Annotated in this window: 22 protein-coding genes; 11 read left to right on the top strand and 11 right to left on the bottom strand. The window is 60.1% G+C overall.

Going from position 1 to position 21,454, the window contains the following annotated elements:
* Window positions 1-29: 29 nt before the first annotated feature.
* Genes BK667_RS30845 through BK667_RS30835 form a run of 3 tightly spaced genes read right to left on the bottom strand, consistent with a single transcriptional unit; the run spans window position 30 to window position 2,466 of the window.
* Complete coding sequence (locus tag BK667_RS30845) at window positions 30-836, bottom strand: sulfite exporter TauE/SafE family protein (RefSeq protein ID WP_123508686.1); 807 nt, start codon at window positions 834-836, stop codon at window positions 30-32.
* 9 nt (window positions 837-845) lie between these two features.
* Window positions 846-2,090, bottom strand: a complete 1,245-nt coding sequence (locus tag BK667_RS30840; RefSeq protein WP_123599848.1) for an NAD(P)/FAD-dependent oxidoreductase — start codon at window positions 2,088-2,090, stop codon at window positions 846-848.
* A gap of 40 nt (window positions 2,091-2,130) precedes the next feature.
* Window positions 2,131-2,466 (bottom strand): ArsR/SmtB family transcription factor, encoded by a 336-nt coding sequence (locus BK667_RS30835; RefSeq protein ID WP_123508688.1) that lies wholly within the window; start codon window positions 2,464-2,466, stop codon window positions 2,131-2,133.
* A 104-nt stretch (window positions 2,467-2,570) separates the two neighbouring features.
* Here BK667_RS30835 and BK667_RS30830 point away from each other — a divergent pair, with 104 nt between their 5' ends.
* Window positions 2,571-3,434, top strand: coding sequence for an MBL fold metallo-hydrolase (locus BK667_RS30830; RefSeq protein WP_123599847.1), 864 nt, complete (start codon window positions 2,571-2,573; stop codon window positions 3,432-3,434).
* A gap of 136 nt (window positions 3,435-3,570) precedes the next feature.
* Here the strand turns inward: BK667_RS30830 and bkdR are convergent, their stop codons facing one another.
* On the bottom strand, window positions 3,571-4,056 hold the full coding sequence (gene bkdR / locus BK667_RS30825) for a Bkd operon transcriptional regulator BkdR (protein WP_123408806.1): 486 nt from the start codon (window positions 4,054-4,056) through the stop codon (window positions 3,571-3,573).
* 186 nt (window positions 4,057-4,242) lie between these two features.
* On the opposite strand from bkdR, the gene BK667_RS30820 reads away from it, so the two are divergent.
* The 5 genes from BK667_RS30820 to BK667_RS30800 all read left to right on the top strand — a co-directional run bounded on the left by BK667_RS30820 (window position 4,243) and on the right by BK667_RS30800 (window position 10,461).
* Window positions 4,243-5,478, top strand: a complete 1,236-nt coding sequence (locus BK667_RS30820; protein WP_123508690.1) for a 3-methyl-2-oxobutanoate dehydrogenase (2-methylpropanoyl-transferring) subunit alpha — start codon at window positions 4,243-4,245, stop codon at window positions 5,476-5,478.
* A 1-nt stretch (window position 5,479) separates the two neighbouring features.
* The gene (locus BK667_RS30815) at window positions 5,480-6,538 is read left to right on the top strand and encodes an alpha-ketoacid dehydrogenase subunit beta (RefSeq protein ID WP_123599846.1); all 1,059 of its coding nucleotides are present in this window, start codon (window positions 5,480-5,482) and stop codon (window positions 6,536-6,538) included.
* Window positions 6,539-7,813 carry a dihydrolipoamide acetyltransferase family protein gene (locus tag BK667_RS30810; protein WP_123599845.1) on the top strand — a complete coding sequence of 425 codons (1,275 nt, stop codon included), beginning with the start codon at window positions 6,539-6,541 and terminating at the stop codon, window positions 7,811-7,813.
* 3 nt (window positions 7,814-7,816) lie between these two features.
* On the top strand, window positions 7,817-9,199 hold the full coding sequence (gene lpdA / locus BK667_RS30805) for a dihydrolipoyl dehydrogenase (RefSeq protein ID WP_123599844.1): 1,383 nt from the start codon (window positions 7,817-7,819) through the stop codon (window positions 9,197-9,199).
* A 242-nt stretch (window positions 9,200-9,441) separates the two neighbouring features.
* Entirely contained in the window at window positions 9,442-10,461 is a 1,020-nt protein-coding gene (locus tag BK667_RS30800) for a branched-chain amino acid aminotransferase (RefSeq protein WP_123508694.1), read from the top strand.
* Window positions 10,462-10,566: 105 nt separating this feature from the next.
* On the opposite strand, the gene BK667_RS30795 is transcribed toward BK667_RS30800, so the two are convergent.
* Window positions 10,567-11,418: a TIGR03915 family putative DNA repair protein gene (locus BK667_RS30795; protein ID WP_123599921.1), complete on the bottom strand. Its 852-nt coding sequence runs from the start codon at window positions 11,416-11,418 to the stop codon at window positions 10,567-10,569.
* Window positions 11,415-12,635, bottom strand: coding sequence for a putative DNA modification/repair radical SAM protein (locus BK667_RS30790; RefSeq protein WP_123511494.1), 1,221 nt, complete (start codon window positions 12,633-12,635; stop codon window positions 11,415-11,417). The genes BK667_RS30795 and BK667_RS30790 overlap by 4 nt, the downstream gene beginning before the upstream one ends.
* Before the next feature lie 158 nt (window positions 12,636-12,793).
* Here BK667_RS30790 and BK667_RS30785 point away from each other — a divergent pair, with 158 nt between their 5' ends.
* Window positions 12,794-13,135 carry a hypothetical protein gene (locus tag BK667_RS30785; protein WP_123511492.1) on the top strand — a complete coding sequence of 114 codons (342 nt, stop codon included), beginning with the start codon at window positions 12,794-12,796 and terminating at the stop codon, window positions 13,133-13,135.
* Here the strand turns inward: BK667_RS30785 and BK667_RS30780 are convergent.
* Window positions 13,081-13,839 carry an ArsR/SmtB family transcription factor gene (locus BK667_RS30780; protein WP_123599843.1) on the bottom strand — a complete coding sequence of 253 codons (759 nt, stop codon included), beginning with the start codon at window positions 13,837-13,839 and terminating at the stop codon, window positions 13,081-13,083. The two genes, BK667_RS30785 and BK667_RS30780, sit on opposite strands and share 55 nt — an antisense overlap.
* Before the next feature lie 82 nt (window positions 13,840-13,921).
* Between BK667_RS30780 and BK667_RS30775 the strand changes: the two genes are divergently transcribed.
* Window positions 13,922-15,025, top strand: a complete 1,104-nt coding sequence (locus BK667_RS30775; RefSeq protein ID WP_123599842.1) for a cytochrome P450 — start codon at window positions 13,922-13,924, stop codon at window positions 15,023-15,025.
* Between the two features lie 292 nt (window positions 15,026-15,317).
* Here the strand turns inward: BK667_RS30775 and dmeF are convergent, their stop codons facing one another.
* The 3 genes from dmeF to BK667_RS30760 form a co-directional block, all read right to left on the bottom strand.
* Window positions 15,318-16,244, bottom strand: coding sequence for a CDF family Co(II)/Ni(II) efflux transporter DmeF (gene dmeF / locus BK667_RS30770; RefSeq protein WP_123599841.1), 927 nt, complete (start codon window positions 16,242-16,244; stop codon window positions 15,318-15,320).
* Window positions 16,245-16,254: 10 nt separating this feature from the next.
* Entirely contained in the window at window positions 16,255-16,530 is a 276-nt protein-coding gene (locus tag BK667_RS30765) for a metal/formaldehyde-sensitive transcriptional repressor (protein WP_054054437.1), read from the bottom strand.
* Window positions 16,531-16,776: 246 nt separating this feature from the next.
* On the bottom strand, window positions 16,777-17,115 hold the full coding sequence (locus BK667_RS30760) for an FKBP-type peptidyl-prolyl cis-trans isomerase (RefSeq protein ID WP_123511482.1): 339 nt from the start codon (window positions 17,113-17,115) through the stop codon (window positions 16,777-16,779).
* 173 nt (window positions 17,116-17,288) lie between these two features.
* Between BK667_RS30760 and BK667_RS30755 the strand changes: the two genes are divergently transcribed.
* A complete protein-coding gene (locus BK667_RS30755) occupies window positions 17,289-18,362 on the top strand; it encodes a sensor domain-containing diguanylate cyclase (protein WP_123599840.1) in 1,074 nt (357 codons plus the stop codon).
* Between the two features lie 36 nt (window positions 18,363-18,398).
* On the opposite strand, the gene BK667_RS30750 is transcribed toward BK667_RS30755, so the two are convergent.
* Complete coding sequence (locus BK667_RS30750) at window positions 18,399-18,707, bottom strand: RcnB family protein (protein WP_123599839.1); 309 nt, start codon at window positions 18,705-18,707, stop codon at window positions 18,399-18,401.
* Window positions 18,708-18,856: 149 nt separating this feature from the next.
* On the opposite strand from BK667_RS30750, the gene BK667_RS30745 reads away from it, so the two are divergent.
* Together BK667_RS30745 and BK667_RS30735 are read left to right on the top strand one after the other, a co-directional pair.
* Window positions 18,857-19,462, top strand: a complete 606-nt coding sequence (locus tag BK667_RS30745; RefSeq protein WP_123599838.1) for a DJ-1/PfpI family protein — start codon at window positions 18,857-18,859, stop codon at window positions 19,460-19,462.
* Between the two features lie 689 nt (window positions 19,463-20,151).
* On the top strand, window positions 20,152-21,444 hold the full coding sequence (locus tag BK667_RS30735) for an MFS transporter (RefSeq protein WP_123599836.1): 1,293 nt from the start codon (window positions 20,152-20,154) through the stop codon (window positions 21,442-21,444).
* Window positions 21,445-21,454 lie beyond the last annotated feature (10 nt).

Genomic DNA, 21,454 nt, shown 5'->3' with positions numbered 1-21,454 from the left:
AGCCTCGCTCCTACAGGGGCGGCTAGTGCCTAGACGCCCGCTTTAAACAGCATGTAAGCGGCGACCACGATGCAGACACTGGCGAAGCCGACTTGCAGCGCACGAGCCGGAACCCGGGCACATAACTGGCGGCCAATGATCATGCCGACGATGCTGGCGACGATAAATGCCACGCCCAGACTGTCGATTCGCACCCCCGCATGGAACGCGCCGATCACGCCAATGGCTGAAATCAAGCTGATGACCATCAAGGACGTGGCGATGATCCCGCGCATCTGCACATCGGTCAGTTGCTTGAACGCCGGGACGATCAGAAAGCCGCCACCGACGCCCAATAACCCCGACACCACGCCAGTCACCGCGCCGAGAGCTGCGAGGGTCGCGGTGCATTTGGCGGTCCAGGAAAAGCGCCCGGTCTGTTGATCGAGCATGCAGTTTTTTTGGCCCCAGTTGGCGTGACCATGGTCGCTCGGGCCTTCGTCCTGGCGTTCCCGGCGCAACATCCGCCAGGCCACCATGACCATCAGCAGGCTGAACAGGATCATCAGGATTTTCTCCGGCAACTGATGGGCGAAGTAGATGCCCACCGGGGAAAACACCGCGCCCAGCAAGGCGATCAGCAACGCCGCGCGATAGCGCACCAAGCCATGACGCAAACCGTCGATGGCGCCGACCGCTGCCGCACTGCCCACCGCAAACAACGCAACCGGCGCTGCTTGGGTCATGGTCCAGCCGAGCCCCAGCACCAACGCCGGCACCGCGAGAATCCCGCCTCCAGCCCCGGTCAGACCGAGGACCAGGCCCATCAGCACACCAAAAAAACTTGCCAGCAGCATAGGGTTCTCTCAATCGACCTTGGACACAGCCGTCAGCCACTCGCGACCCTTGAGCATGCCGTTCCAATAGAACCACGGCAGCAGCGTCGCCTTGAGCCACCACGCCGAACGACGGGGCACGGTCGGGTCGAGGGGAAAGGTCGGCAGCAACTTACCGGCATAGCCGAACTCGGCGAGGATCACCTTGCCCTTCTCCACCGTCAGCGGGCAGGAACCGTAGCCGTCGTACTTCAGCGGCAGCGGTTGTTGCTTGCGCAGGGCCAGCAGGTTTTCGGCGACCACCACGATCTGCTTGCGCACCGCAGCGGCGGTTTTTGCGTTGCTGGTGGAACAGATATCGCCCAGGCCGAACACTTCGGGATAGCGCACGTGTTGCAGGCTGTGCATGTTCACTTCACACCAGCCGGCGGCGTCGGCCAAGGAGCTTTGGCGGATGAAATCCGGGGACACTTGAGGCGGTACGACGTGCAACAGGTCGAAGGTTTTAGCCTGCGTTGTTACTTCGCCCGCAGCATCCTTGACCTCAAACCACGCTGTTTTCGCCGGGCCATCGACTTTGATCAGGTTGGAGGTGAAGGCCAGCCGAGCGTTGTATTTTTCGATGTATTTCATCAGCGGCGGGACGAAGGTCGGCACGCCGAACAGTGCCGCACCGGCCAGGTTGAACTCGACGTCGATGTTGTTCAGCACGCCGCTTTTCAACCAATGATCGCAGGACAGGTACAAGGCCTTTTGCGGCGCCCCGGCGCATTTGATCGGGATCGGCGGCTGGGTGAAGATCGCCTTGCCACCACGCAAACCTTTGACCAGTTCCCAGGTGTAGGACGCGTGTTGGTAGCTGTAGTTGGAAGTGACGCCGTGCTGGCCGAGGGATTCCTGCAAGCCTTCGATCTGCTCCCACGCCAGGCGCAGGCCGGGGCAGACAATGAGGTTTTGATAGCCGACGGTGCGGCCGTCGTCGAGGGTCAGGTGTTTGCTGTCGGCGGCGATGTCAGTGACCGACGCCTGCAGCCACGTGGCTTGGCGCGGCATGACGCTGGCCATCGGGCGTACGGTGTCTTGCACCTTGTAGGCGCCACCACCGACCAAGGTCCAGGCCGGCTGATAGAAGTGTTGGGCGTTGGGTTCGATAACGGTGATGTGCAACGACGGATCGCGTTTGAGCAGGCTGGCGACAAAACCAATCCCTGCCGTGCCGCCGCCTATCACCACGATGTCTGCACTGATGGTTGGGCCCCAGTGTTGATCGTTCATTGGTTGTTCCCTTTTTACTGCTGCACGCATTTAGCGGGGTTCAGCCCCAGCTTTTCAGTACCGCCCCGCAATACAGGCCGGACAGGGTTTTCATCACTTGAATGACTTCGTGACTGGCCAGGCCATAGAAAATGTATTTGCCCTCACGACGGGTCGCGACCAGGCCTTCATCGCGCAAAATACCCAGCTGTTGGGACAGTGTGGGCTGACGCACGCCGGTCATGGTTTCCAGTTCGCCGACGTTGCGTTCGCCCTGGGTCAACTGGCAGAGAATCAGCAAGCGATCCTCATTGGCCAAAGCCTTGAGCAGCGCGCAAGCTTTGGAGGCCGATGCCCGCAATTGGGCGACTTCACATTCGGTCAGACTGGATTGCATTTGCAGGATGCCTTCGACGTCACTTAAGCTGCAGACATTATGTGTAAACATAAAGTGTTGCAACCGGTTACTGTCTTCCCACCCTTTTCACAGGTCCGTGTCCCATGCCCGCGCTGATTGAAGCCTTCCTCGACCCCGCCTCGTCGACCTACAGCTACGTCATCTACGAGCAGAACGGCGGACACTGCGCAATCGTCGACCCGGTGCTCGATTACGACCCGGCGGCCGGGCGCACCACCACCGTCCAGGCTGATCGCATCATCGCTTTCGTCCGTGAACACCAGTTGCAAGTGCAATGGCTGCTGGAAACCCACGCTCACGCCGATCACCTGTCCGCCGCGCCGTATCTGCGCCGGGAACTGGGCGGGAAGATTGCGATTGGTCAATCGATCAGCAAGGTCCAGGGCGTGTTCAAGACCCTGTTCAATCTGGAGCCGGAATTCTGTGTGGATGGCTCGCAGTTTGATCACCTGTTCGCGCCGAACGAGTCGTTCATGATCGGCAACCTCAAAGCCACCGCGCTGCATGTGCCGGGTCATACACCGGCGGACATGGCGTATTTGATCGATGGGGACGTGATTCTGGTGGGCGATACGCTGTTCATGCCGGATGTCGGCACGGCGCGTTGCGACTTCCCCGGCGGCAACGCCAATCAGATGTTCGCCTCGATCCACAAGCTGTTGGCTTTCCCCGCTGGCGTGCGGCTTTATGTTTGCCATGACTACCCACCCGAAAGTCGTGAACCTCAGTGCCAGACCACCGTGGGTGAGCAACGGCAGAGCAACATTCATGTGCATGACGGCATCGATGAAGCGGCGTTTGTCGCCATGCGCACGCAACGTGATGCCGGGTTGGGCATGCCGAATCTGTTGCTGCCGGCGATTCAGGTGAATGTGCGGGCGGGGAATATGCCGCCGGCTGAGGACAATGGCGTCACCTACCTGAAGATCCCCATCAACAAACTCTAACGGCCGATCGTTCCCACGCTCTGCGTGGGAATGCCGCCAGGGACGCTCCGCGTTCCGCTTCGGATGTGACGCAGAGCGTCACGGGATGCATTCCCACGCGGAGCGTGGGAACGATCAGTGACAGGTCCGGTGTTCGTTATGCAAGGGTCAACCCGTTCGCTGGCAATGGCAGCGCGGTTTTATAGCGCACTTGCTTGAGCGCAAAGCTCGAACGAATGTTGGCAACCCCGGGGACTTTGGTCAGGAAGTCCATCATAAACCGCTCCAACGACTGAATCGTCGGCACCAACACCCGAATCAGATAATCCGGATCCCCCGCCATCAAGTAGCACTCCATCACTTCCGGCCGATCCGAAATCGCCTCTTCGAAATGCGCCAACGCTTCTTCCACCTGTTTCTCCAGGCTGACGTGAATGAACACATTCACATGCAGCCCCAGCAGGTCGGCATCCAGCAGGGTTACCTGCTCACGAATCAGCCCCAATTCTTCCATTGCCTTGACCCGGTTGAAACACGGCGTCGGCGACAGATTCACCGAGCGTGCGAGGTCGGCATTGGTGATGCGGGCGTTCTCCTGAAGGCTGTTCAGAATCCCGATATCGGTACGATCCAATTTGCGCATGAGACAAAACCACCTGTTATTTTTGTTAATGCAGATTTTTTATCCTCAAATGACCACCAACGCAACGAAACACAGATAAATATTCTCCTGCGCCGGGCCTATGATGTTTGTAGGACAAGATTTCCATCACCCATGGAATGACCGTCAGCTCACTACAAGAAATTCACAAGATCGAGCGTAGAAGCCATGAACCAAGCGTACGAACCGCTGCGCCTGCACGTTCCCGAACCCTCGGGCCGTCCCGGCTGCAAAACCGACTTTTCCTACCTGCATCTGACCGACGCAGGCCTGGTGCGCAAACCCCCAATCGACGTTGAACCGGCCGACACGGCAGATCTGGCCAAAGGCCTGATTCGCGTGCTCGATGACCAGGGCAACGCTCTTGGCCCATGGGGCGAAGGCGTACCCTCGGAAATCCTGCGTAAAGGCATGCGCGCCATGCTCAAGACGCGGATTTTCGACAACCGCATGGTGGTCGCCCAGCGTCAGAAAAAAATGTCGTTCTACATGCAAAGCCTCGGCGAAGAAGCCATCGGCAGCGCCCAGGCCCTGGCCTTGAACATCGACGACATGTGCTTCCCGACCTACCGTCAGCAAAGCATTCTGATGGCGCGCGAAGTGCCGCTGGTGGACCTGATCTGCCAACTGCTGTCCAACGAGCGCGATCCGCTCAAGGGTCGTCAGTTGCCGATCATGTACTCGGTGCGCGATCACGGCTTCTTCACGATTTCCGGCAACCTCGCCACCCAATTCGTACAGGGTGTGGGCTGGGGCATGGCGTCGGCGATCAAGGGCGACACTAAAATCGCTTCGGCCTGGATCGGCGACGGCGCCACGGCTGAATCCGACTTCCACACCGCCCTCACCTTCGCCCACGTGTACCGGGCACCGGTGATCCTCAACGTGGTCAACAACCAATGGGCGATTTCCACGTTCCAGGCGATTGCCGGTGGTGAAGCCACCACGTTTGCTGGCCGTGGCGTTGGTTGCGGGATTGCCTCCCTGCGGGTCGATGGCAACGATTTCGTCGCGGTCTACGCTGCCTCTGCCTGGGCCGCCGAACGGGCGCGCCGCAACCTCGGCCCGACCATGATCGAATGGGTCACCTACCGCGCCGGCCCGCACTCCACCTCCGATGATCCTTCGAAATACCGTCCCGCCGACGACTGGAGCCACTTCCCGTTGGGTGATCCGATCGCACGCCTTAAACAGCACTTGATCAAGATCGGCCAGTGGTCCGAAGAGGAACACACCGCCGTCAGCGCCGAGCTGGAAGCCGAAGTGATTGCCGCGCAGAAAGAAGCCGAAACGTACGGCACCCTCGCCGGTGGCCAGACTCCAAGCGCCGCGACCATGTTCGAAGACGTCTACAAAGAGATGCCGGAGCACTTGAAGCGCCAGCGTCAAGAGTTGGGGATCTGACATGAACGACCACAACAATAATATCGAGCTGGAAACCGCCATGACCACGACCACCATGACCATGATCCAGGCCCTGTGCTCGGCCATGGACGTGATGCTTGAGCGCGACGACAACGTCGTGGTGTTCGGCCAGGACGTGGGCTATTTCGGCGGCGTGTTCCGTTGCACCGAAGGCTTGCAGAGCAAGTACGGCACCTCCCGGGTGTTCGATGCGCCGATCTCCGAAAGCGGGATCGTCGGCGTCGCCGTGGGCATGGGCGCCTACGGACTGCGGCCGGTGGCCGAGATTCAGTTCGCCGACTACGTGTACCCGGCCTCGGACCAGATCATTTCCGAAGCCGCCCGTCTGCGCTATCGCTCGGCCGGCGAGTTCACCGCCCCGATGACCCTGCGCATGCCTTGCGGCGGCGGCATCTACGGCGGCCAGACCCACAGCCAGAGCATCGAGGCGATGTTCACCCAGGTCTGCGGCCTGCGCACCGTCATGCCGTCCAACCCGTACGACGCCAAGGGTTTGCTGATCGCTTCCATCGAAAACGATGACCCGGTGATCTTCCTTGAGCCAAAACGCCTGTACAACGGCCCGTTCGACGGCCACCACGACCGCCCGGTAACCCCGTGGTCGAAACACCCCGCCGCGCAAGTGCCGGACGGTTACTACACCGTGCCACTGGACGTTGCTGCCATCGCCCGTCCGGGCAAGGAAGTGACGATCCTGACCTACGGCACCACGGTCTACGTGTCGCAAGTCGCCGCTGAAGAAAGCGGTGTCGACGCGGAAGTCATCGACCTGCGCAGCCTGTGGCCGCTGGACCTTGAAACCATCGTCAAGTCCGTGAAAAAAACCGGTCGCTGCGTGATCGTTCACGAAGCCACCCGCACCTGTGGTTTCGGCGCCGAACTGGTCGCCCTGGTGCAAGAGCATTGCTTCCACTACCTGGAAGCGCCGATCGAACGCGTCACCGGTTGGGACACCCCCTACCCGCACGCGCAAGAGTGGGCGTATTTCCCAGGGCCGTCCCGAGTGGGCGCGGCGTTGAAACGGGTTATGGAGGTCTGAATGGGCACGCACGTTATTAAAATGCCGGACATTGGCGAAGGCATTGCAGAAGTTGAGTTGTCGGTGTGGCATGTCAAGGTCGGCGACATGGTCGTCGAAGATCAGGTACTGGCCGATGTGATGACCGACAAGGCGATGGTCGATATTCCTTCGCCGGTGCATGGCAAGGTCATTTCCCTCGGCGGCGTGCCGGGGGAAGTGATGGCGGTTGGCAGCATCCTGATCAGCATTGAAGTGGAAGGCGCGGGTAACTATAAAGAGTCCGCGCAGCCTGCGGCTGTTGCAGTTTCGGCAGCACCGGTTGCTGCGCCTAAAGTTGAAGCAGTGGCTGCGAGCAAACCGGTCGCGGCGTCTCGTCCAGCCGCCGTTTGCCAAGGCCCGATGGTAGCTCGCGAGGCCGACGAACGTCCGCTGGCCTCCCCGGCCGTGCGCAAACATGCGCTCGACCTCGGCATCCAGCTGCGTCTGGTGCGTGGCACCGGTCCTGCGGGTCGAGTGTTGCACGAAGACCTCGATGCCTATCTGGCCGAAGGTCAGTCGAATGCTTCGGCACCGATAGCCGCGTACGCCCAGCGTAACGACGAAGAGCAAATCCCGGTGATCGGCATGCGCCGCAAGATCGCCCAGCGCATGCAGGACTCCACCCAGCGCGCCGCCCACTTCAGTTATGTCGAGGAAATCGACGTCACCGCCGTGGAAGAACTGCGCGCACACCTGAACGAAAAACACGGTGCGAGCCGCGGCAAGCTGACCTTGTTGCCGTTCCTGGTCCGCGCCTTGGTCGTCGCCCTGCGCGACTTCCCGCAGATCAACGCCCGTTACGACGACGAAGCCCAGGTCATCACCCGCCTCGGCGCGGTGCATGTCGGCGTCGCCACCCAAAGCGATATTGGCTTGATGGTGCCGGTGGTGCGTCACGCTGAAGCCCGCAGCTTGTGGGACAGCGCTCAGGAAATCTCGCGTTTGGCCACCGCTGCACGCAATGGCAAGGCCAGTCGCGATGAACTGTCCGGCTCGACCATCACCCTGACCAGCCTCGGCGCGTTGGGCGGCATCGTCAGCACGCCGGTGTTGAACCTGCCGGAAGTGGCGATCGTCGGCGTGAACAAAATCGTCGAACGCCCGATGGTGGTCAAAGGCCAGATCGTGATTCGCAAGATGATGAACCTCTCCAGCTCCTTCGATCACCGCGTGGTCGATGGCATGGACGCGGCGCAATTCATCCAGGCCATTCGTGGCCTGCTCGAACAACCCGCAACCTTGTTTGTGGAGTAAGCAATGCAAAACTTGAACACCACGCTGCTGATCATCGGCGGCGGCCCTGGCGGCTATGTGACGGCGATCCGTGCCGGTCAGTTGGGCATTTCGACCATTCTGGTGGAAGGCGAATCCTTGGGCGGCACCTGCCTGAACATCGGCTGCATTCCGTCGAAGGCGCTGATTCACGTCGCCGAACAGTTTCACCAGACGCAACACCACAGCCAGCATTCGGCGTTGGGCATCAGCGTTTCAGCGCCGACCCTCGACATCTCGAAAAGCGTCGAGTGGAAGGATGGCATCGTTGATCGCCTGACTACCGGCGTCTCGGCGCTGCTGAAGAAACACAAGATCCAGGTTGTTCAAGGCTGGGCCAAGGTGATCGACGGCAAGACCGTTGAAGTCGGCGACACGCGGATCCAGTGCGAGCACCTGGTGCTGGCCACTGGTTCGAAAAGCGTCAACCTGCCAATGCTGCCGATTGGCGGGCCGATCATTTCATCCACCGAAGCCCTGGCGCCGAAGTCCGTGCCTAAACGGCTGATCGTGGTGGGTGGTGGTTATATCGGTCTGGAGTTGGGGATTGCCTATCGCAAGCTCGGCGCCGAAGTCAGCGTGGTCGAGGCTCAGGATCGCATCCTGCCAGCCTACGACGCCGAACTGACTCATCCGGTGCACGAAGCGCTCAAGCATCTTGGCGTGAAGCTTTACTTGAAACACAGCGTGCAAGGCTTTGATTCTGCTAGCAATACGCTGCAAGTGCTTGATCCGAATGGCGACATTCTGAATCTTGAAACCGATCAGGTACTGGTCGCCGTCGGTCGCAAGCCGAACACTCAGGGCTGGAACCTTGAAGCGCTGAATCTGGCGATGAACGGTTCGGCGATCAAAATCGACAACCGCTGCCAGACCAGCATGCGCAACGTCTACGCCATCGGCGACCTGAGCGGCGAACCGATGCTGGCGCACCGGGCCATGGCCCAGGGCGAAATGGTCGCCGAGCTGATCAGCGGTAAAACCCGCGAATTCAACCCGACCGCCATCGCTGCCGTATGCTTCACCGACCCGGAATTGGTGGTGGTCGGCAAGACGCCGATTGAGGCCGAAGCTGCCGGTCTGGATTGCATCGTCTCCAGCTTCCCGTTCGCGGCCAATGGCCGGGCGATGACCCTGGAATCGAAAACCGGCTTCGTGCGAGTGGTCGCGCGTCGGGACAATCACCTGATTGTTGGCTGGCAGGCGGTCGGTGTCGGGGTTTCGGAGTTGTCGACCGCATTCGGCCAGAGCCTGGAGATGGGCGCCCGACTGGAAGACATCGCCGGCACCATCCACGCGCACCCGACGCTGGGCGAGGCGGTGCAGGAAGCGGCGTTGCGTGCCTTGGGGCATGCGCTGCATCTCTGACCGATCGTTCCCACGCTCCGCGTGGGAATGCAGCCCGGGACGCTCTGCGTTCCAAAAGCGAACGCGGAGCGTCCGTTGAGTCATTCCCACACAGAGCGTAGGAACGATCAGCGCGCGGGGAACGATCAAAGGAACGCATTCCGGGCTGCGAAACCACCCCGGAATGAAGTATTGTTGTCCCCATCCAAAAAACGTCAGAAGCCTTGAACCGTTTCGGCGGTTGTTAAGTGATAGAGGGTGTCATGGGTAACGAAAGCATCAATTGGGACAAGCTGGGTTTTGACTACATCAAGACAGACAAGCGTTTCTTGTCGTACTGGCGCAATGGCGAGTGGGACGCAGGCACCCTGACCGAAGACAACGTGCTGCACATCAGCGAAGGCTCGACTGCCCTTCACTATGGCCAGCAGTGCTTCGAAGGCATGAAGGCCTATCGTTGCAAGGACGGTTCGATCAATCTGTTCCGTCCCGACCAGAACGCCCTGCGCATGCAACGCAGCTGCGCACGCCTGCTGATGCCGTTCGTGGAAACCGAGCAGTTCATCGAAGCCTGCAAGGCCGTGGTTCGCGCCAACGAGCGTTTCATCCCGCCTTACGGCACTGGCGGCGCGCTGTACCTGCGCCCGTTCGTGATCGGCGTAGGTGACAACATCGGCGTGCGTACCGCCCCCGAGTTTATCTTCTCGATCTTCGCGATTCCGGTCGGCGCCTACTTCAAGGGCGGTTTGACCCCGCACAACTTCCTGATCTCCAGCTTCGACCGCGCCGCCCCACAAGGCACCGGCGCGGCCAAGGTCGGTGGCAACTACGCCGCCAGCCTGATGCCAGGTTCCCAGGCCAAGAAGGCGCACTTCGCTGACTGCATTTACCTGGATCCGATGACCCACTCGAAAATCGAAGAAGTCGGCTCGGCCAACTTCTTCGGCATCACCCACGACAACAAATTCGTCACGCCGAAGTCCCCTTCGGTGCTGCCGGGCATCACCCGTCTGTCGTTGATCGAGCTGGCACAAACACGTCTGGGCCTGGAAGTGATCGAAGGCGACGTGTTCATCGACAAGCTGTCGGACTTCAAGGAAGCCGGTGCCTGCGGTACCGCTGCCGTGATCACCCCGATCGGCGGCATCAGCTACAACGACCACCTGCACGTGTTCCACAGCGAAACCGAAGTCGGCCCGGTCACCCAGAAGCTCTACAAAGAGCTGACCGGTGTACAGACCGGCGACATCGAAGCGCCAGCGGGCTGGATCGTCAAGGTTTGATCTGACGCCAGTTGCACAAAAGCCCCCCATTGCCTGGCAATGGGGGGCTTTTTTATCCGCCCCGAATACAACGATGTTCCCCCACATTTTAAGCCCGGTCGACATCTACTCCGTATTCACCGCAGAACCGCGCTCGCTATCTCCCAACGCAATCCGCTTCCCCGCCCTTCCCTTGATCCCGCTCGCCTGCCCATCCTGTTGCTTGCCCGTGCGCGCCTGGGTGATCAACCCCGGAATCAACACCCCTTCAGGCAGGTTTTTCCAGAATCGCGCCGGTAAATGCCCTTGCATGACCTTCGGGTTCAATCGCGCCGGGTTGAAGATGTGGCTGTAGTAGGTCAGCCACATATCGCCGTGAGGGTCGTCGACGTGCGCCAGCCGTTGCCATTCAACCGGGCACTGCCGTTGGTGGATCAACTGCTGTCCGTCGTAATAAACCCCGTCGCGAGGCGTGGCGATCAACCAGCGGTGGCGGCCCATGCGGGCGACGAAATGCTCGCTGGCGCTGTGCAAAATGTCGTGGGCGGGTTCATGCCAAGCGACGTATTGCGGGCCTTCGGTGGCTTGAGGTCGCTCGACGAAACGCACGAACGCATGCAGATGATGGGCTTCGCGCTGCACTTGCTTGATCCGACGTTGCAGCTCACTGCCTAACCTGTCGCCGGCCAGCATTGCCGTTCGGTCACCATGACTGACCCGCCACAACACCTCATAGAGCAAACTCCAGCGCTGATCACCGCGATAACGTGCGGCGCTTTCAAGGGTGCCTAGCAACGCCAACGGGATGCGCGCCTGAAACGGGCCATTGTCGGCGGGAGGCGCATCATCGCTGGCGAACAGGTCACGGACACCCTCCGACGCCCAGCTCACCAGACTCGGATCGACCTCATGGCTGAGCAGCCACCGCGCCTGCTGGCGCCAGGTATCGAACAGTTCGTCGCAATCCAGGTTGATCATCCCCATAACCCCATCTGTTGCGGCTGCGGCCGGTCACGCAGTTGCTGATACAGCAAATGACTGGTGACTTCCGCTTGCTGCGGGTGGTAATCGCTGGTGATAAAAAACGGTTTGGCCTTGGCCAGCACGCAACGCATGCGCGCCAGGTCTTCATAGCGAATACGCCGTTGCTGGCGCAGTTCCACCAGACGCTCGGTGGTGCGCAGGCCAATCCCGGGAATACGGGCGATCAACGATGCTGCGGCGCGATTGAGGTCCAGTGGAAACACCTCGCGATTCTCCAACGCCCAGGCCAGTTTCGGGTCCATGTCCAATGCCAGATGGCCCGGCCCCTTGAACAACTCGCCAGCGGTAAACCCGTAGCTGCGCAACAGAAAATCGGCCTGGTACAAGCGGTGTTCGCGCATCAGCGGCGGCGCGGCGAGCGGCACGCTTTTCGGGCTGTTGGGGATCGGGCTGAACGCCGAGTAATAAACCCGACGCAAACGGTAGTTGCCATACAACGCCTGAGCACTGTGCAGAATGGTGCTGTCATCGGTGTCATCAGCGCCAACAATCATCTGCGTGCTTTGCCCCGCCGGAGCGAATTTCGGTGCACGAGGTTCGTTGAGTACGGTTTGCTCGCCGGTGTAGATCGTCTGCATGGCCTGCTTGATCGAGCCTAGTTGCTTCTCCGGGGCCAGGGTCTGCAGGCTGGCATCGGTGGGCAATTCAATATTGACGCTTAGCCGGTCTGCATAACGCCCCGCTTCCTCGATCAACGCTGGATCAGCTTCGGGAATGGTCTTGAGGTGAATATAGCCACGGAACTCATGGTCTTCGCGCAGCAACTTGGCCACGCGGATCAGTTGTTCCATGGTGTAGTCCGCCGAACGAATGATCCCGGAACTGAGAAACAACCCACTGACGCAGTTGCGCCGGTAGAAATCCAGGGTCAGCGTGACCACTTCTTCAGGTGTAAACCGCGCCCGGGGCACATCGCTGGAGCGACGGTTAACGCAATACTGGCAGTCATAAAGACAGAAGTTGGTCAGCAGAATTTTCAGCAGCGAAACACAACGACCGTCCGGTGTGTAGCTGTGGCAAATACCCATGCCATCGGTGGAACCCAGCCCGCTTTTACCCTCGGAGCTGCGCTTTGGCGCGCCACTGCTGGCGCAAGACGCGTCGTACTTGGCCGCGTCGGCGAGAATGCTGAGCTTGTCGATGAGTTCCATGGGCAACGCCTGATACTGTTCAGATATACAGTATAGCGTCAGCATGGCAGGCACAAGGTGCAAGCGTACCTCTCATCGGACCGGATGAAATCGGCACGCTTATCAATTCGTCACTAGACTTGCCGCGAGCACTCGCAATCGACAGGTGTCAGAAAACCATGGGTAAACTCTGGCGAAAGTATCTGGCCTTGCTGGACACCGATTTCACCACGCAGGTGTTCGACAACATCAAGAACCTGCTGGTGTGCGCGTTGCTGTTCGCAGCGGGCACCAATGCCCTGCACAGCGAGCACCATCCGTACATGGGGCTGCTCACCTCGGACGTGGCGGGCTGGGCGCTGATTGCGGTGTCTGCGCTACTGATGCTGCTCAGCGTCAGCGACGGTTTGCGGCGCTTGTCCCGACTGCCGTATCACACGGCGTTCCAGGTGATTTTGTTTTTGATCTACCTGGTGCTGGCGGTGCGGGTGGTGGAGTACGTCTGGGATTTTCGGGCGTAGGAAAGATCCACCGGCAATACCAGCTCGAACCGCGCCCCCATCTCCTTGCGCCCCGCCGCCGTCAACGCCAATGCCCGACTGTCCAGGTCCTGGGTCACCCATTTGCGCTTGATCGCCAACTGCAACAACGCCGCCCCCAACGAGCCGCCCAAATGCGGCCGGCGCATGCTCCAGTCCAGGCACGGGCAGGCGAAGCGACGGCGCATCGTGCTCAAATCCTTGACCTCGATGCCCAGCCCTTCGAACAACGCCTCGCCGCTGTCGCTCAACTGATAAACCTGCTCGTCGGTTTCCAGCAACCATCCCGCCTCGATCATCCGGTCATGCAGCAACACCGCCAGGGTGCCGGCCATGTGATCGTAGCAAGTGCGGGCAAATTGCAGGCGATCCGGCGTGCGCGGGTTGAAGGTTGGCGCGGCGTTCTGGCCGATCACCATCAACGCCTCCAACGCCTGGGCCACCCGTTTGTCGGCGAGGCTGTAATAACGATGGCGACCCTGCACGTGCAACCGCACCAGCGCCAGTTCCTTGAGTTTGGCCAGGTGCGCGCTGGCGGTGGACGCGCTGACCTCGGCAACCGCCGCCAGCTCGGTGCTGGTACGGGCGTGGCCGTCCATCAGCGAACAGAGGATCTTCGTCCGGGCCGGCTCCGCGATCGCGGCAGCCACCTGAGAGACGCCGATGTCGTGTTGTTCAACGTTCATATTTCGCTCCCGGACGAATCAAGACCTTGTTGGACTGGAGATAGTAGCAACACTTTCCCCACCACGAACAAGGCTGCGACCCATGGACCCGATCATCGCTGCGACTCATGCCGATCCTTATCCTTATTACGCACAACTACGCGCCGAGGGTGGACTGGTTTTTCATCAAGGTCTGAATCTGTGGGTGGCCAGCAGTGCCGCGGCTGTGGCGGCGGTGTTGGGGCATCCTGATTGCCATGTGCGTCCTTTGGGTGAACCGGTGCCCAAGGCGATTGCCGATGGTTTGGCCGGCGAGGTGTTCGGTCGCTTGATGCGCATGAATGAAGGCGAACGGCAGCACTGCCCTCGGTCGGCGATTGAACCGGAGTTGGCGTTGATTGATGTGAATGAAGTGAAAGCGTTGGTCAGTGCGCGATTGATCACCCCGGACGCCGAGGGTTTGTCCAAAGCGATGTTTCGCGGCCCGGTGTGCGTGGTCGCAGCGTTGCTGGGGTTCTCCCCGGCTCAGGCCCGAGTCGTCAGCGAGCTGACCGCTGATTTTGTGGCTTGCCTGTCGCCCCTGAGTCATCAGGCTCAATTGGACGCAGCGCATGGGGCGGCGGAACAGTTGCGGGGTTACTTCATTGAGTTGCTGGATGACCCGGACTTGAACAGTTCATTGTTGAACGGCATCAAACAGCGGTTCGCTTCTTCGGACAGTGAAAGGCTGATCGCCAACCTGATCGGGCTGTGCTCGCAGACCTATGAAGCCACGGCGGGGTTGATTGGAAATGCTTTGGTGACGTTGATTCGCGATCCGCTGTTGCTGGGCAACGTTGATTCGTTTCTGGCCGAAGTCCAACGCTTCGATCCTTCAGTTCAGAACACCCGCCGCTTCGTTGCCGCGGCGTGTGAAATCGACGGCATTCGCTTGAACCCTGGCGACACAATCCTGGTGTTGCTGGCTTCGGCCAATCGCGATCCGCAGCTTAACGACGCCCCTGACGCGTTCATCCTGGACCGCCCAAATCGTCGCAGTTTTACCTTTGGCAGCGGCCGCCACCAATGTCCGGGGCAGACACTGGCCTTGAGCATCGCCAGCGCAACATTGACGCAGATACTGGCGATGAATCCCGCATTGCACGGTTTGACGTGGCACTACCGCCCTTCCCTGAATGGCCGGATTCCGCTGATCGTCGAGGCCTAACGACCGACACAAAACCCTTGCTCGCGATGGCGGAGTGTCAATCGATATCCATGCTGGATGTGCCGACCTCTTCGCGAGCAAGCCCGCTCCCACAGTGTCCAGTGTGGGTCGAAAATCTTGCTACTACCGCCAATCCCCTGTGGGAGCGGGCTTGCTCGGGTAGAAACCGGGGACATCCTTTACAGGTGTGAAATACAGCGAAGAAGACATTCCCCACACTTGAAGCAACCGTTGCCGACACACTTGATGACATTGCGATGTTCACCTGACTCGTCGGCTCAAGCCTGATTGCTTACGCAGTGCGGTGTTCCACTGTCAGGTGAGACAACTCGTGCACCGGCGCCAGACGCTCGCGGATGGCGTCGGCGGTCACGTTGGCCGCTGCTACTACGCTGACGATCGCCGCCCGGGCGTCGGGGCCGACCTGCCAGACGTGCAGGTCGCTGATGGTCACGTCGCCGGGGGTTTCCAGCAGCTCGCGGATTTCTTCGGCCACGTGTTCGTCCGTGGTGTCGAGCAACACGGCGGCACTGTCGCGCATCAGGCCATAGGCCCATTTCGCGATGACGACGGCGCCGACGATGCCCATCACCGGGTCGAGCCAGACCCACCCCAGATAGCGACCGGCCAGCAACGCGGCGATGGCGAGGATTGAGGTCAACGCATCGGCCAGTACGTGGACATAGGCTGAACGCAGATTGTTGTCGTGATGATGAGCATGGTCGTGGCTGTGGCCGTGATCATGCCCGTGATGCCCATGATTGCCCGCCAGTAGGAAGGCGCTGACGATGTTCACCGCCAACCCCACCACGGCAATGATCGTGGCTTCGGTGAAGGCCACGGTGGTCGGCTGGAACAGCCGCAGAATCGACTCGCCGGCAATCCCGAGCGACACCAGCCCCAGCACCATGGCCGAGGCAAACCCGGCCAGATCACCGACCTTGCCAGTGCCGAAACTGAATCGCTCATTATTGGCGTGGCGTCGGGCAAACCCGTAGGCCGCCGCCGCGATTCCCAGGGCCACGGCGTGGGTCGCCATGTGAAAACCGTCGGCCAGCAGCGCCATGGAACCGGTCACGTAACCGGCGGCAATTTCGCCGATCATCATCACGAAGGTCAGCGCCACCACCCATAACGTGCGGCGGCCATTTTCATCATGGGAAGCGCCGAGGAACATGTGGTCGTGGGCAAAGGATGAAGCCTGGGGTGTCAGTGTCATGGTGTTCGGTCTACTTGGAATAACGGCGGATGGCTTGCAGCAACTCTTCCACGCCTTGGGCGCGTTGTTCGTTGCTGAGGTCGGGATGGGCCACGTGCTCACGGGCGTGGGCGTCGATGAACTGATCCATCAAACCATTGACTGCGCCCCGGATCGCCGCGACCAAGTGCAAAGTCTTGGCGCAATCAGCGTCGGATTCCAGGGCCTTTTCCACCGCTTGCACCTGCCCGGCAATGCGCCGGACGCGGTTGAGCAGATCGTCTTTGTGTTCGTGAATGTGCGACATACCTATACCCCCTACCCCTATATGGCGAGCATCGTCGCTGATAGTGTCCGAGGTAGCAAGGAGTGGCTTCAGGTTTCTTCAGGTGGACCGCGTGATCGTTCTTCGCGAGCAAGCCCGCTCCCACAAGGGACTTGTGTTCACGCCGACCCAATTTGGGAGCGAGCCTGCTCGCGAAGACGGCCTGACAAACAACGCATGATTCGGGATATAACGACGGGGTTCGTCGTTTAAACCTCATGCGAGCAATCAATCATCCCGCGTCAGCACTTCCAACAACTCAATCTCAAAGATCAAATTCGAATTCGGCGCAATCGCGCCCATCGTCCGCTCGCCATACGCCAGGTGCGCCGGCACCAATAGCTTGCGCTTGCCACCCACCTGCATGCCCATGATTCCTTGATCCCAGCCTTTAATGACCCGGCCAGTCCCGATCACGCACTGAAAAGGCTTCCCTCGGCTGTAGGAAGAATCGAACTCGGTGCCGTCCTCCAGCCACCCGCGATATTGAGTAGTGATCAACGCGCCTTTGACCGCGGCTTTACCGTCACCCGGTTCAAGGTCGATTACCTGAAGCTCATCATTCATTACATGCACTCGTCTGTTCACTCCCCCGCAAGGGCTCATGGGCGTCGTTTTCCCAGAATTGCGAGCCATTGGCAACCGTTCGGCGCGGTTTAGCTCTGTTTCCGGTCGTAAGCGTGAACTAAGATAAGCAGCATTACCCCGACGGTTAAATACGCCATGACGGCCATCCCTGAATGAGTTTCCTCTGGATCAGCGCTGTCATTGGCTCCGTGATGCTTGCCCTGCTGGTCGCGCTGCTCTGTCGCCAGTATTCCCTGCAACAGCAGCTCACCGAATGCCGCGCGCTGATTGCCAGTCTGTCCAAAGGACAAAACATTCACCTGGACGGTGACGCCGAGCGCTTCAAGCGCAGTCAGTATTTCGCTCGCATCGGTACATGGGACTGGGATGTGGACACCGACAAGCTCTATTGGTCGGAGGCGATCTACGGCATGTTCGGGTTCAAGATCGGCGAAGTCACGCCCTCCTACGCCTTGTTCTGTTCCTGCGTACACCCGGACGACCGGGCCAAGGTCCGCGCCGGTGAGTTGCGTTGCCTGGAAACCGGCGAGAACCATGACGAGGAATACCGCGTGGTCTGGCCCGACGGCACCCTGCGCTGGTTGCGCGAGACCGGCAATGTGGTGAAGAACGACCACGACACCACGATCAAAATGATGGGCGTGGTACGCGACATCACCGAAGAAAAAGCCTCCGCCAGTTACCTGCAACACCTGGCCCACTACGACCCGCTGACCGGCCTGCCCAATCGCCTGGTGCTGGAAGAACGCCTGTCCGAGGCGCTTGAGCAGGCGCGGGTCAGTGCAACCAGAGTGGCGTTGGTGTTTGTCGACCTCAATGGTTTCAAGGCGATCAACGACCATTACGGTCATGCGGCTGGCGACCGGGTGCTGGTCACCACGGCCACACGACTCAAGCGCATCCTGCGCTCAACCGACACCGTCGCCCGGATTGGCGGCGACGAATTCGTGGTGATCCTGCAAGGCTTGCCTCCAGGCATCAACCTGCAGGACGAAGCACGCAGTATCTGCCAGAAAATCTTCGTCGAGCTCTCACCGCCGGTCACGATTGGCAATGATCAGCGGCACATTGGCACCAGCCTTGGGGTGGCGGTGTTCCCGGATCATGCGCCGAGCATGGATCGGTTGATTCATATCGCGGATCTGGCGATGTATGAGGCCAAGCGCAGTGGGAATAATCAGTATCGGTTGGGGACCACTAGCCCGGCGCGCGTTCATAGCGAGTAACTCCCCGAGCGCGTTCCAGGAAACCAGCTCTACGACTCAACGCTCCACCGGCGTGACATCCACAATCGTGCCGCTGGTAATCAACACCATCATGTACTTGTCATTGATTTGCACCCACTGCGCGTCAGACTCCGGGGCCTTCAGACCTCTCGCCTTCCAGTTCTTCACAGCCTTTTCACTGCGTTGATAAACCTCCGGCGCGCGGTCGCCTTTCACCAGGCTGCGGGCGTTGTTGGCGCCGGGCTGGACGGTTTTCTGCGCTGTTTCGGCGGCTTGGACGACGGGGCTGATTGCGGCGATGCCGGCGACAAGGGCGAGGCTGGCGATAAGGGTTTTGCTGTTCATCGGTGAACCTCTTGGGATGTCGTAACTACTGAGTTCCGACTGCGCGGGTGGCGAATCATTCCTTACTGTAGCGATGATTCTGCGACCGACTGTACCGGAGGTGTCGCGCCGGGTCGGCGTAGTCTGCGAAAAAACCAGCGGGATTCGCCATGCACATCGCCATTCTGACCTTCGACGGCTTCAACGAACTGGATTCGCTGATCGCCTATGGGATGCTCAGCCGGATTTCGCTGCTGGGGGACCAGGGCTGGCAGGTGAGCATCGCGTCGCCGACGCCTCGGGTGACGTCGATGAACGGCTTGACCATCGATTCGCACATCAATCTGCAGCAAGCCTGTGGCGCCGATGCGGTGCTGTTCGGTAGCGGCAGGAAGACTCGCGACGTGGCCGACGATCCGACGATCATGGCTCAACTCAAATTCGACCCGGCGCGGCAATTGCTGGGGGCGCAATGCTCCGGCACGTTTTTGCTGGCCAAACTCGGCCTGCTCGGTGATGCCCCGGCGTGCACTGACACCACGAGCAAGCCTTGGGTGCAGGCGGCTGGGGTCAATATCGTCAATCAGGCGTTTTACGCCAACGGCAACATTGCCACGGCGGGTGGTTGCTTCTCATCGCAATACTTGTCGGCGTGGTTTTTGGCGCGGCTCAAGGGCGTTGAAGCGGCGCGGGAGGTGCTGCACTACTTCGCGCCGGTGGGTGAGAAAGACGAATATGTGGCTCGGGGGATGGCGCATATCGAGGCGTACATCTGACGGATGGGTTGACTGTTCGAGCGCCATCGCGAGCAAGCTCGCTCCCACAATGGATCTCGGTATGCCCAGATTTTGCGTTCACCAGAGAACCCTGTGGGAGCGAGCTTGCTCGCTAAAGCGATGTGTCTGGCGACATCGATGCTGAATCGGATGGCCTCTTCGCGAGCAAGCCCGCTCCCACATGGGATTTCGGTTGTACCCAGGTTTTTCATCCACCAGAGAACCCTGTGGGAGCGAGCTTGCTCGCGAAAGCGGTGTGTCTGGCGACATCGATGCTGAATCGGATGGCCTCTTCGCGAGCAGGCTCGCTCCCACATGGGATTTCGGTTGTACCCAAGTTTTGCATCCACCAGAGAACCCTGTGGGAGCGAGCTTGCTCGCGATGGCGGTGTGTCTGGCGACATCGATGCTGAATTGGATGGCCTCTTCGCGAGCAGGCTCGCCCCCACATGGGATTTCGGTTGTACCCAAGTTTTGCATCCACCAGAGAACCCTGTGGGAGCGAGCTTGCTCGCGATGGCGGTGTGTCAGGCAATATCAATCCCCAAGCACATTGATCCACCCCACGCATCAATGCATGCCGACAATGCAATTAACATATCGATGCCCCTGCCCCACTATCCGCCCCAATAAGAACCGTGCGCAGCCCCCACGCGGCGCACGTCATAAAAGCGGTGGAGTACAGGTCAATGACAGCATCACTTCCCTCCGGGCGTTCCCGGGCCAGTGCGATTTTCCGGGTGACCTCGGGTAACTTCCTGGAACAGTTCGACTTCTTCCTTTTCGGCTTCTATGCCACACAAATCGCTGCCGTTTTCTTCCCGGCCAGCAGCGAATTCGCCTCCCTGATGATGACCTTCGCGGTGTTCGGCGCCGGGTTCTTGATGCGTCCGCTGGGCGCCGTGGTACTGGGCGCGTACATCGATGATGTGGGCCGGCGCAAAGGGCTGATCGTCACGCTGTCGATCATGGCCAGCGGCACGATTCTTATCGTTCTGGTGCCCGGTTACGAAACCATTGGCCTGTTCGCCCCCGCCATCGTGTTGATCGGCCGCTTGCTTCAAGGCTTCTCGGCCGGTGCGGAAATGGGCGGTGTCTCGGTGTATCTCTCGGAGATCGCCACGCCGGGCAACAAAGGCTTTTTCACCAGTTGGCAGTCGGCCAGCCAGCAAGTGGCGATCATCGTCGCAGCAGCGCTGGGCTATGGCCTGAACCAATGGATGGCGCCGGCAATGATTGCCGATTGGGGCTGGCGGATTCCGTTTTTCGTCGGTTGCATGATCGTGCCGTTTATCTTCTTCCTGCGCCGTAACCTGGAAGAAACCGCCGAGTTCGCCGCGCGCAAACACCGTCCGAGCATGGGCGATGTGTTCCGCACCCTGGCACAGAACTGGGTGATCGTGTTCGCCGGAATGATGATGGTCGCCCTGACCACCACCGCGTTTTACCTGATCACCGTGTACGCGCCGACCTTCGGTAAAACCGTGCTGCACCTGAGCACTTCCGATGCGTTGCTGGTCACGCTACTGGTCGGCGTTTCCAATTTCTTCTGGCTGCCGATTGGCGGTGCCTTGTCCGATCGCATCGGCCGCCGTCCGGTGTTGATTGCCATGGCGTTGCTGACCCTGGCCACGGCGTATCCGGCGCTGACTTATCTGGTCAACGCGCCGAGTTTTATCAACATGCTGCTGGTGTTGCTGTGGCTGTCGTTCATCTATGGCTTGTACAACGGCGCGATGGTCGCCGCACTCACCGAGATCATGCCGGTGGAAGTGCGGGTCGCCGGGTTCTCCCTGGCGTACAGCTTGGCGACGGCGGTGTTTGGTGGTTTTACCCCGGCGATGTCGACCTTCCTGATCCAGTACACCGGCGACAAGGCTGCACCCGGTTACTGGATGAGTTTCGCGGCGCTCTGTGCCCTGTGCGCGACGCTGTTTCTGTATCGCCGCTCAACCGGCCGCCTGCAACCGGCCCTTTCGTGACCGACCTTTG

It is taken from the genome of Pseudomonas frederiksbergensis, from assembly GCF_003732705.1.
Lineage (GTDB): Bacteria > Pseudomonadota > Gammaproteobacteria > Pseudomonadales > Pseudomonadaceae > Aquipseudomonas > Aquipseudomonas frederiksbergensis_F.
Note: the sequence above shows the minus strand (reverse complement) of the source record. Positions and strands in the feature narration are given on the sequence as shown.

Excerpts from the sequence above, each read along its gene's own strand:
- BK667_RS30755 (WP_123599840.1), top strand. The coding sequence starts at position 17,289 with ATGAGTTTCCTCTGGATCAGCGCTGTCATTGGCTCCGTGATGCTTGCC.
- BK667_RS30800 (WP_123508694.1), top strand. The coding sequence starts at position 9,442 with ATGGGTAACGAAAGCATCAATTGGGACAAGCTGGGTTTTGACTACATC.
- BK667_RS30745 (WP_123599838.1), top strand. The coding sequence starts at position 18,857 with ATGCACATCGCCATTCTGACCTTCGACGGCTTCAACGAACTGGATTCG.
- BK667_RS30845 (WP_123508686.1), bottom strand. The coding sequence starts at position 836 with ATGCTGCTGGCAAGTTTTTTTGGTGTGCTGATGGGCCTGGTCCTCGGT.
- BK667_RS30840 (WP_123599848.1), bottom strand. The coding sequence starts at position 2,090 with ATGAACGATCAACACTGGGGCCCAACCATCAGTGCAGACATCGTGGTG.
- dmeF (WP_123599841.1), bottom strand. The coding sequence starts at position 16,244 with ATGACACTGACACCCCAGGCTTCATCCTTTGCCCACGACCACATGTTC.
- BK667_RS30775 (WP_123599842.1), top strand. The coding sequence starts at position 13,922 with ATGGACCCGATCATCGCTGCGACTCATGCCGATCCTTATCCTTATTAC.
- BK667_RS30760 (WP_123511482.1), bottom strand. The coding sequence starts at position 17,115 with ATGAATGATGAGCTTCAGGTAATCGACCTTGAACCGGGTGACGGTAAA.
- BK667_RS30830 (WP_123599847.1), top strand. The coding sequence starts at position 2,571 with ATGCCCGCGCTGATTGAAGCCTTCCTCGACCCCGCCTCGTCGACCTAC.
- BK667_RS30795 (WP_123599921.1), bottom strand. The coding sequence starts at position 11,418 with ATGATCAACCTGGATTGCGACGAACTGTTCGATACCTGGCGCCAGCAG.
- BK667_RS30765 (WP_054054437.1), bottom strand. The coding sequence starts at position 16,530 with ATGTCGCACATTCACGAACACAAAGACGATCTGCTCAACCGCGTCCGG.
- bkdR (WP_123408806.1), bottom strand. The coding sequence starts at position 4,056 with ATGCGCAAATTGGATCGTACCGATATCGGGATTCTGAACAGCCTTCAG.
- BK667_RS30785 (WP_123511492.1), top strand. The coding sequence starts at position 12,794 with ATGGGTAAACTCTGGCGAAAGTATCTGGCCTTGCTGGACACCGATTTC.
- BK667_RS30735 (WP_123599836.1), top strand. The coding sequence starts at position 20,152 with ATGACAGCATCACTTCCCTCCGGGCGTTCCCGGGCCAGTGCGATTTTC.
- BK667_RS30815 (WP_123599846.1), top strand. The coding sequence starts at position 5,480 with ATGAACGACCACAACAATAATATCGAGCTGGAAACCGCCATGACCACG.
- BK667_RS30780 (WP_123599843.1), bottom strand. The coding sequence starts at position 13,839 with ATGAACGTTGAACAACACGACATCGGCGTCTCTCAGGTGGCTGCCGCG.
- BK667_RS30835 (WP_123508688.1), bottom strand. The coding sequence starts at position 2,466 with ATGCAATCCAGTCTGACCGAATGTGAAGTCGCCCAATTGCGGGCATCG.
- BK667_RS30820 (WP_123508690.1), top strand. The coding sequence starts at position 4,243 with ATGAACCAAGCGTACGAACCGCTGCGCCTGCACGTTCCCGAACCCTCG.
- lpdA (WP_123599844.1), top strand. The coding sequence starts at position 7,817 with ATGCAAAACTTGAACACCACGCTGCTGATCATCGGCGGCGGCCCTGGC.
- BK667_RS30810 (WP_123599845.1), top strand. The coding sequence starts at position 6,539 with ATGGGCACGCACGTTATTAAAATGCCGGACATTGGCGAAGGCATTGCA.
- BK667_RS30750 (WP_123599839.1), bottom strand. The coding sequence starts at position 18,707 with ATGAACAGCAAAACCCTTATCGCCAGCCTCGCCCTTGTCGCCGGCATC.
- BK667_RS30790 (WP_123511494.1), bottom strand. The coding sequence starts at position 12,635 with ATGGAACTCATCGACAAGCTCAGCATTCTCGCCGACGCGGCCAAGTAC.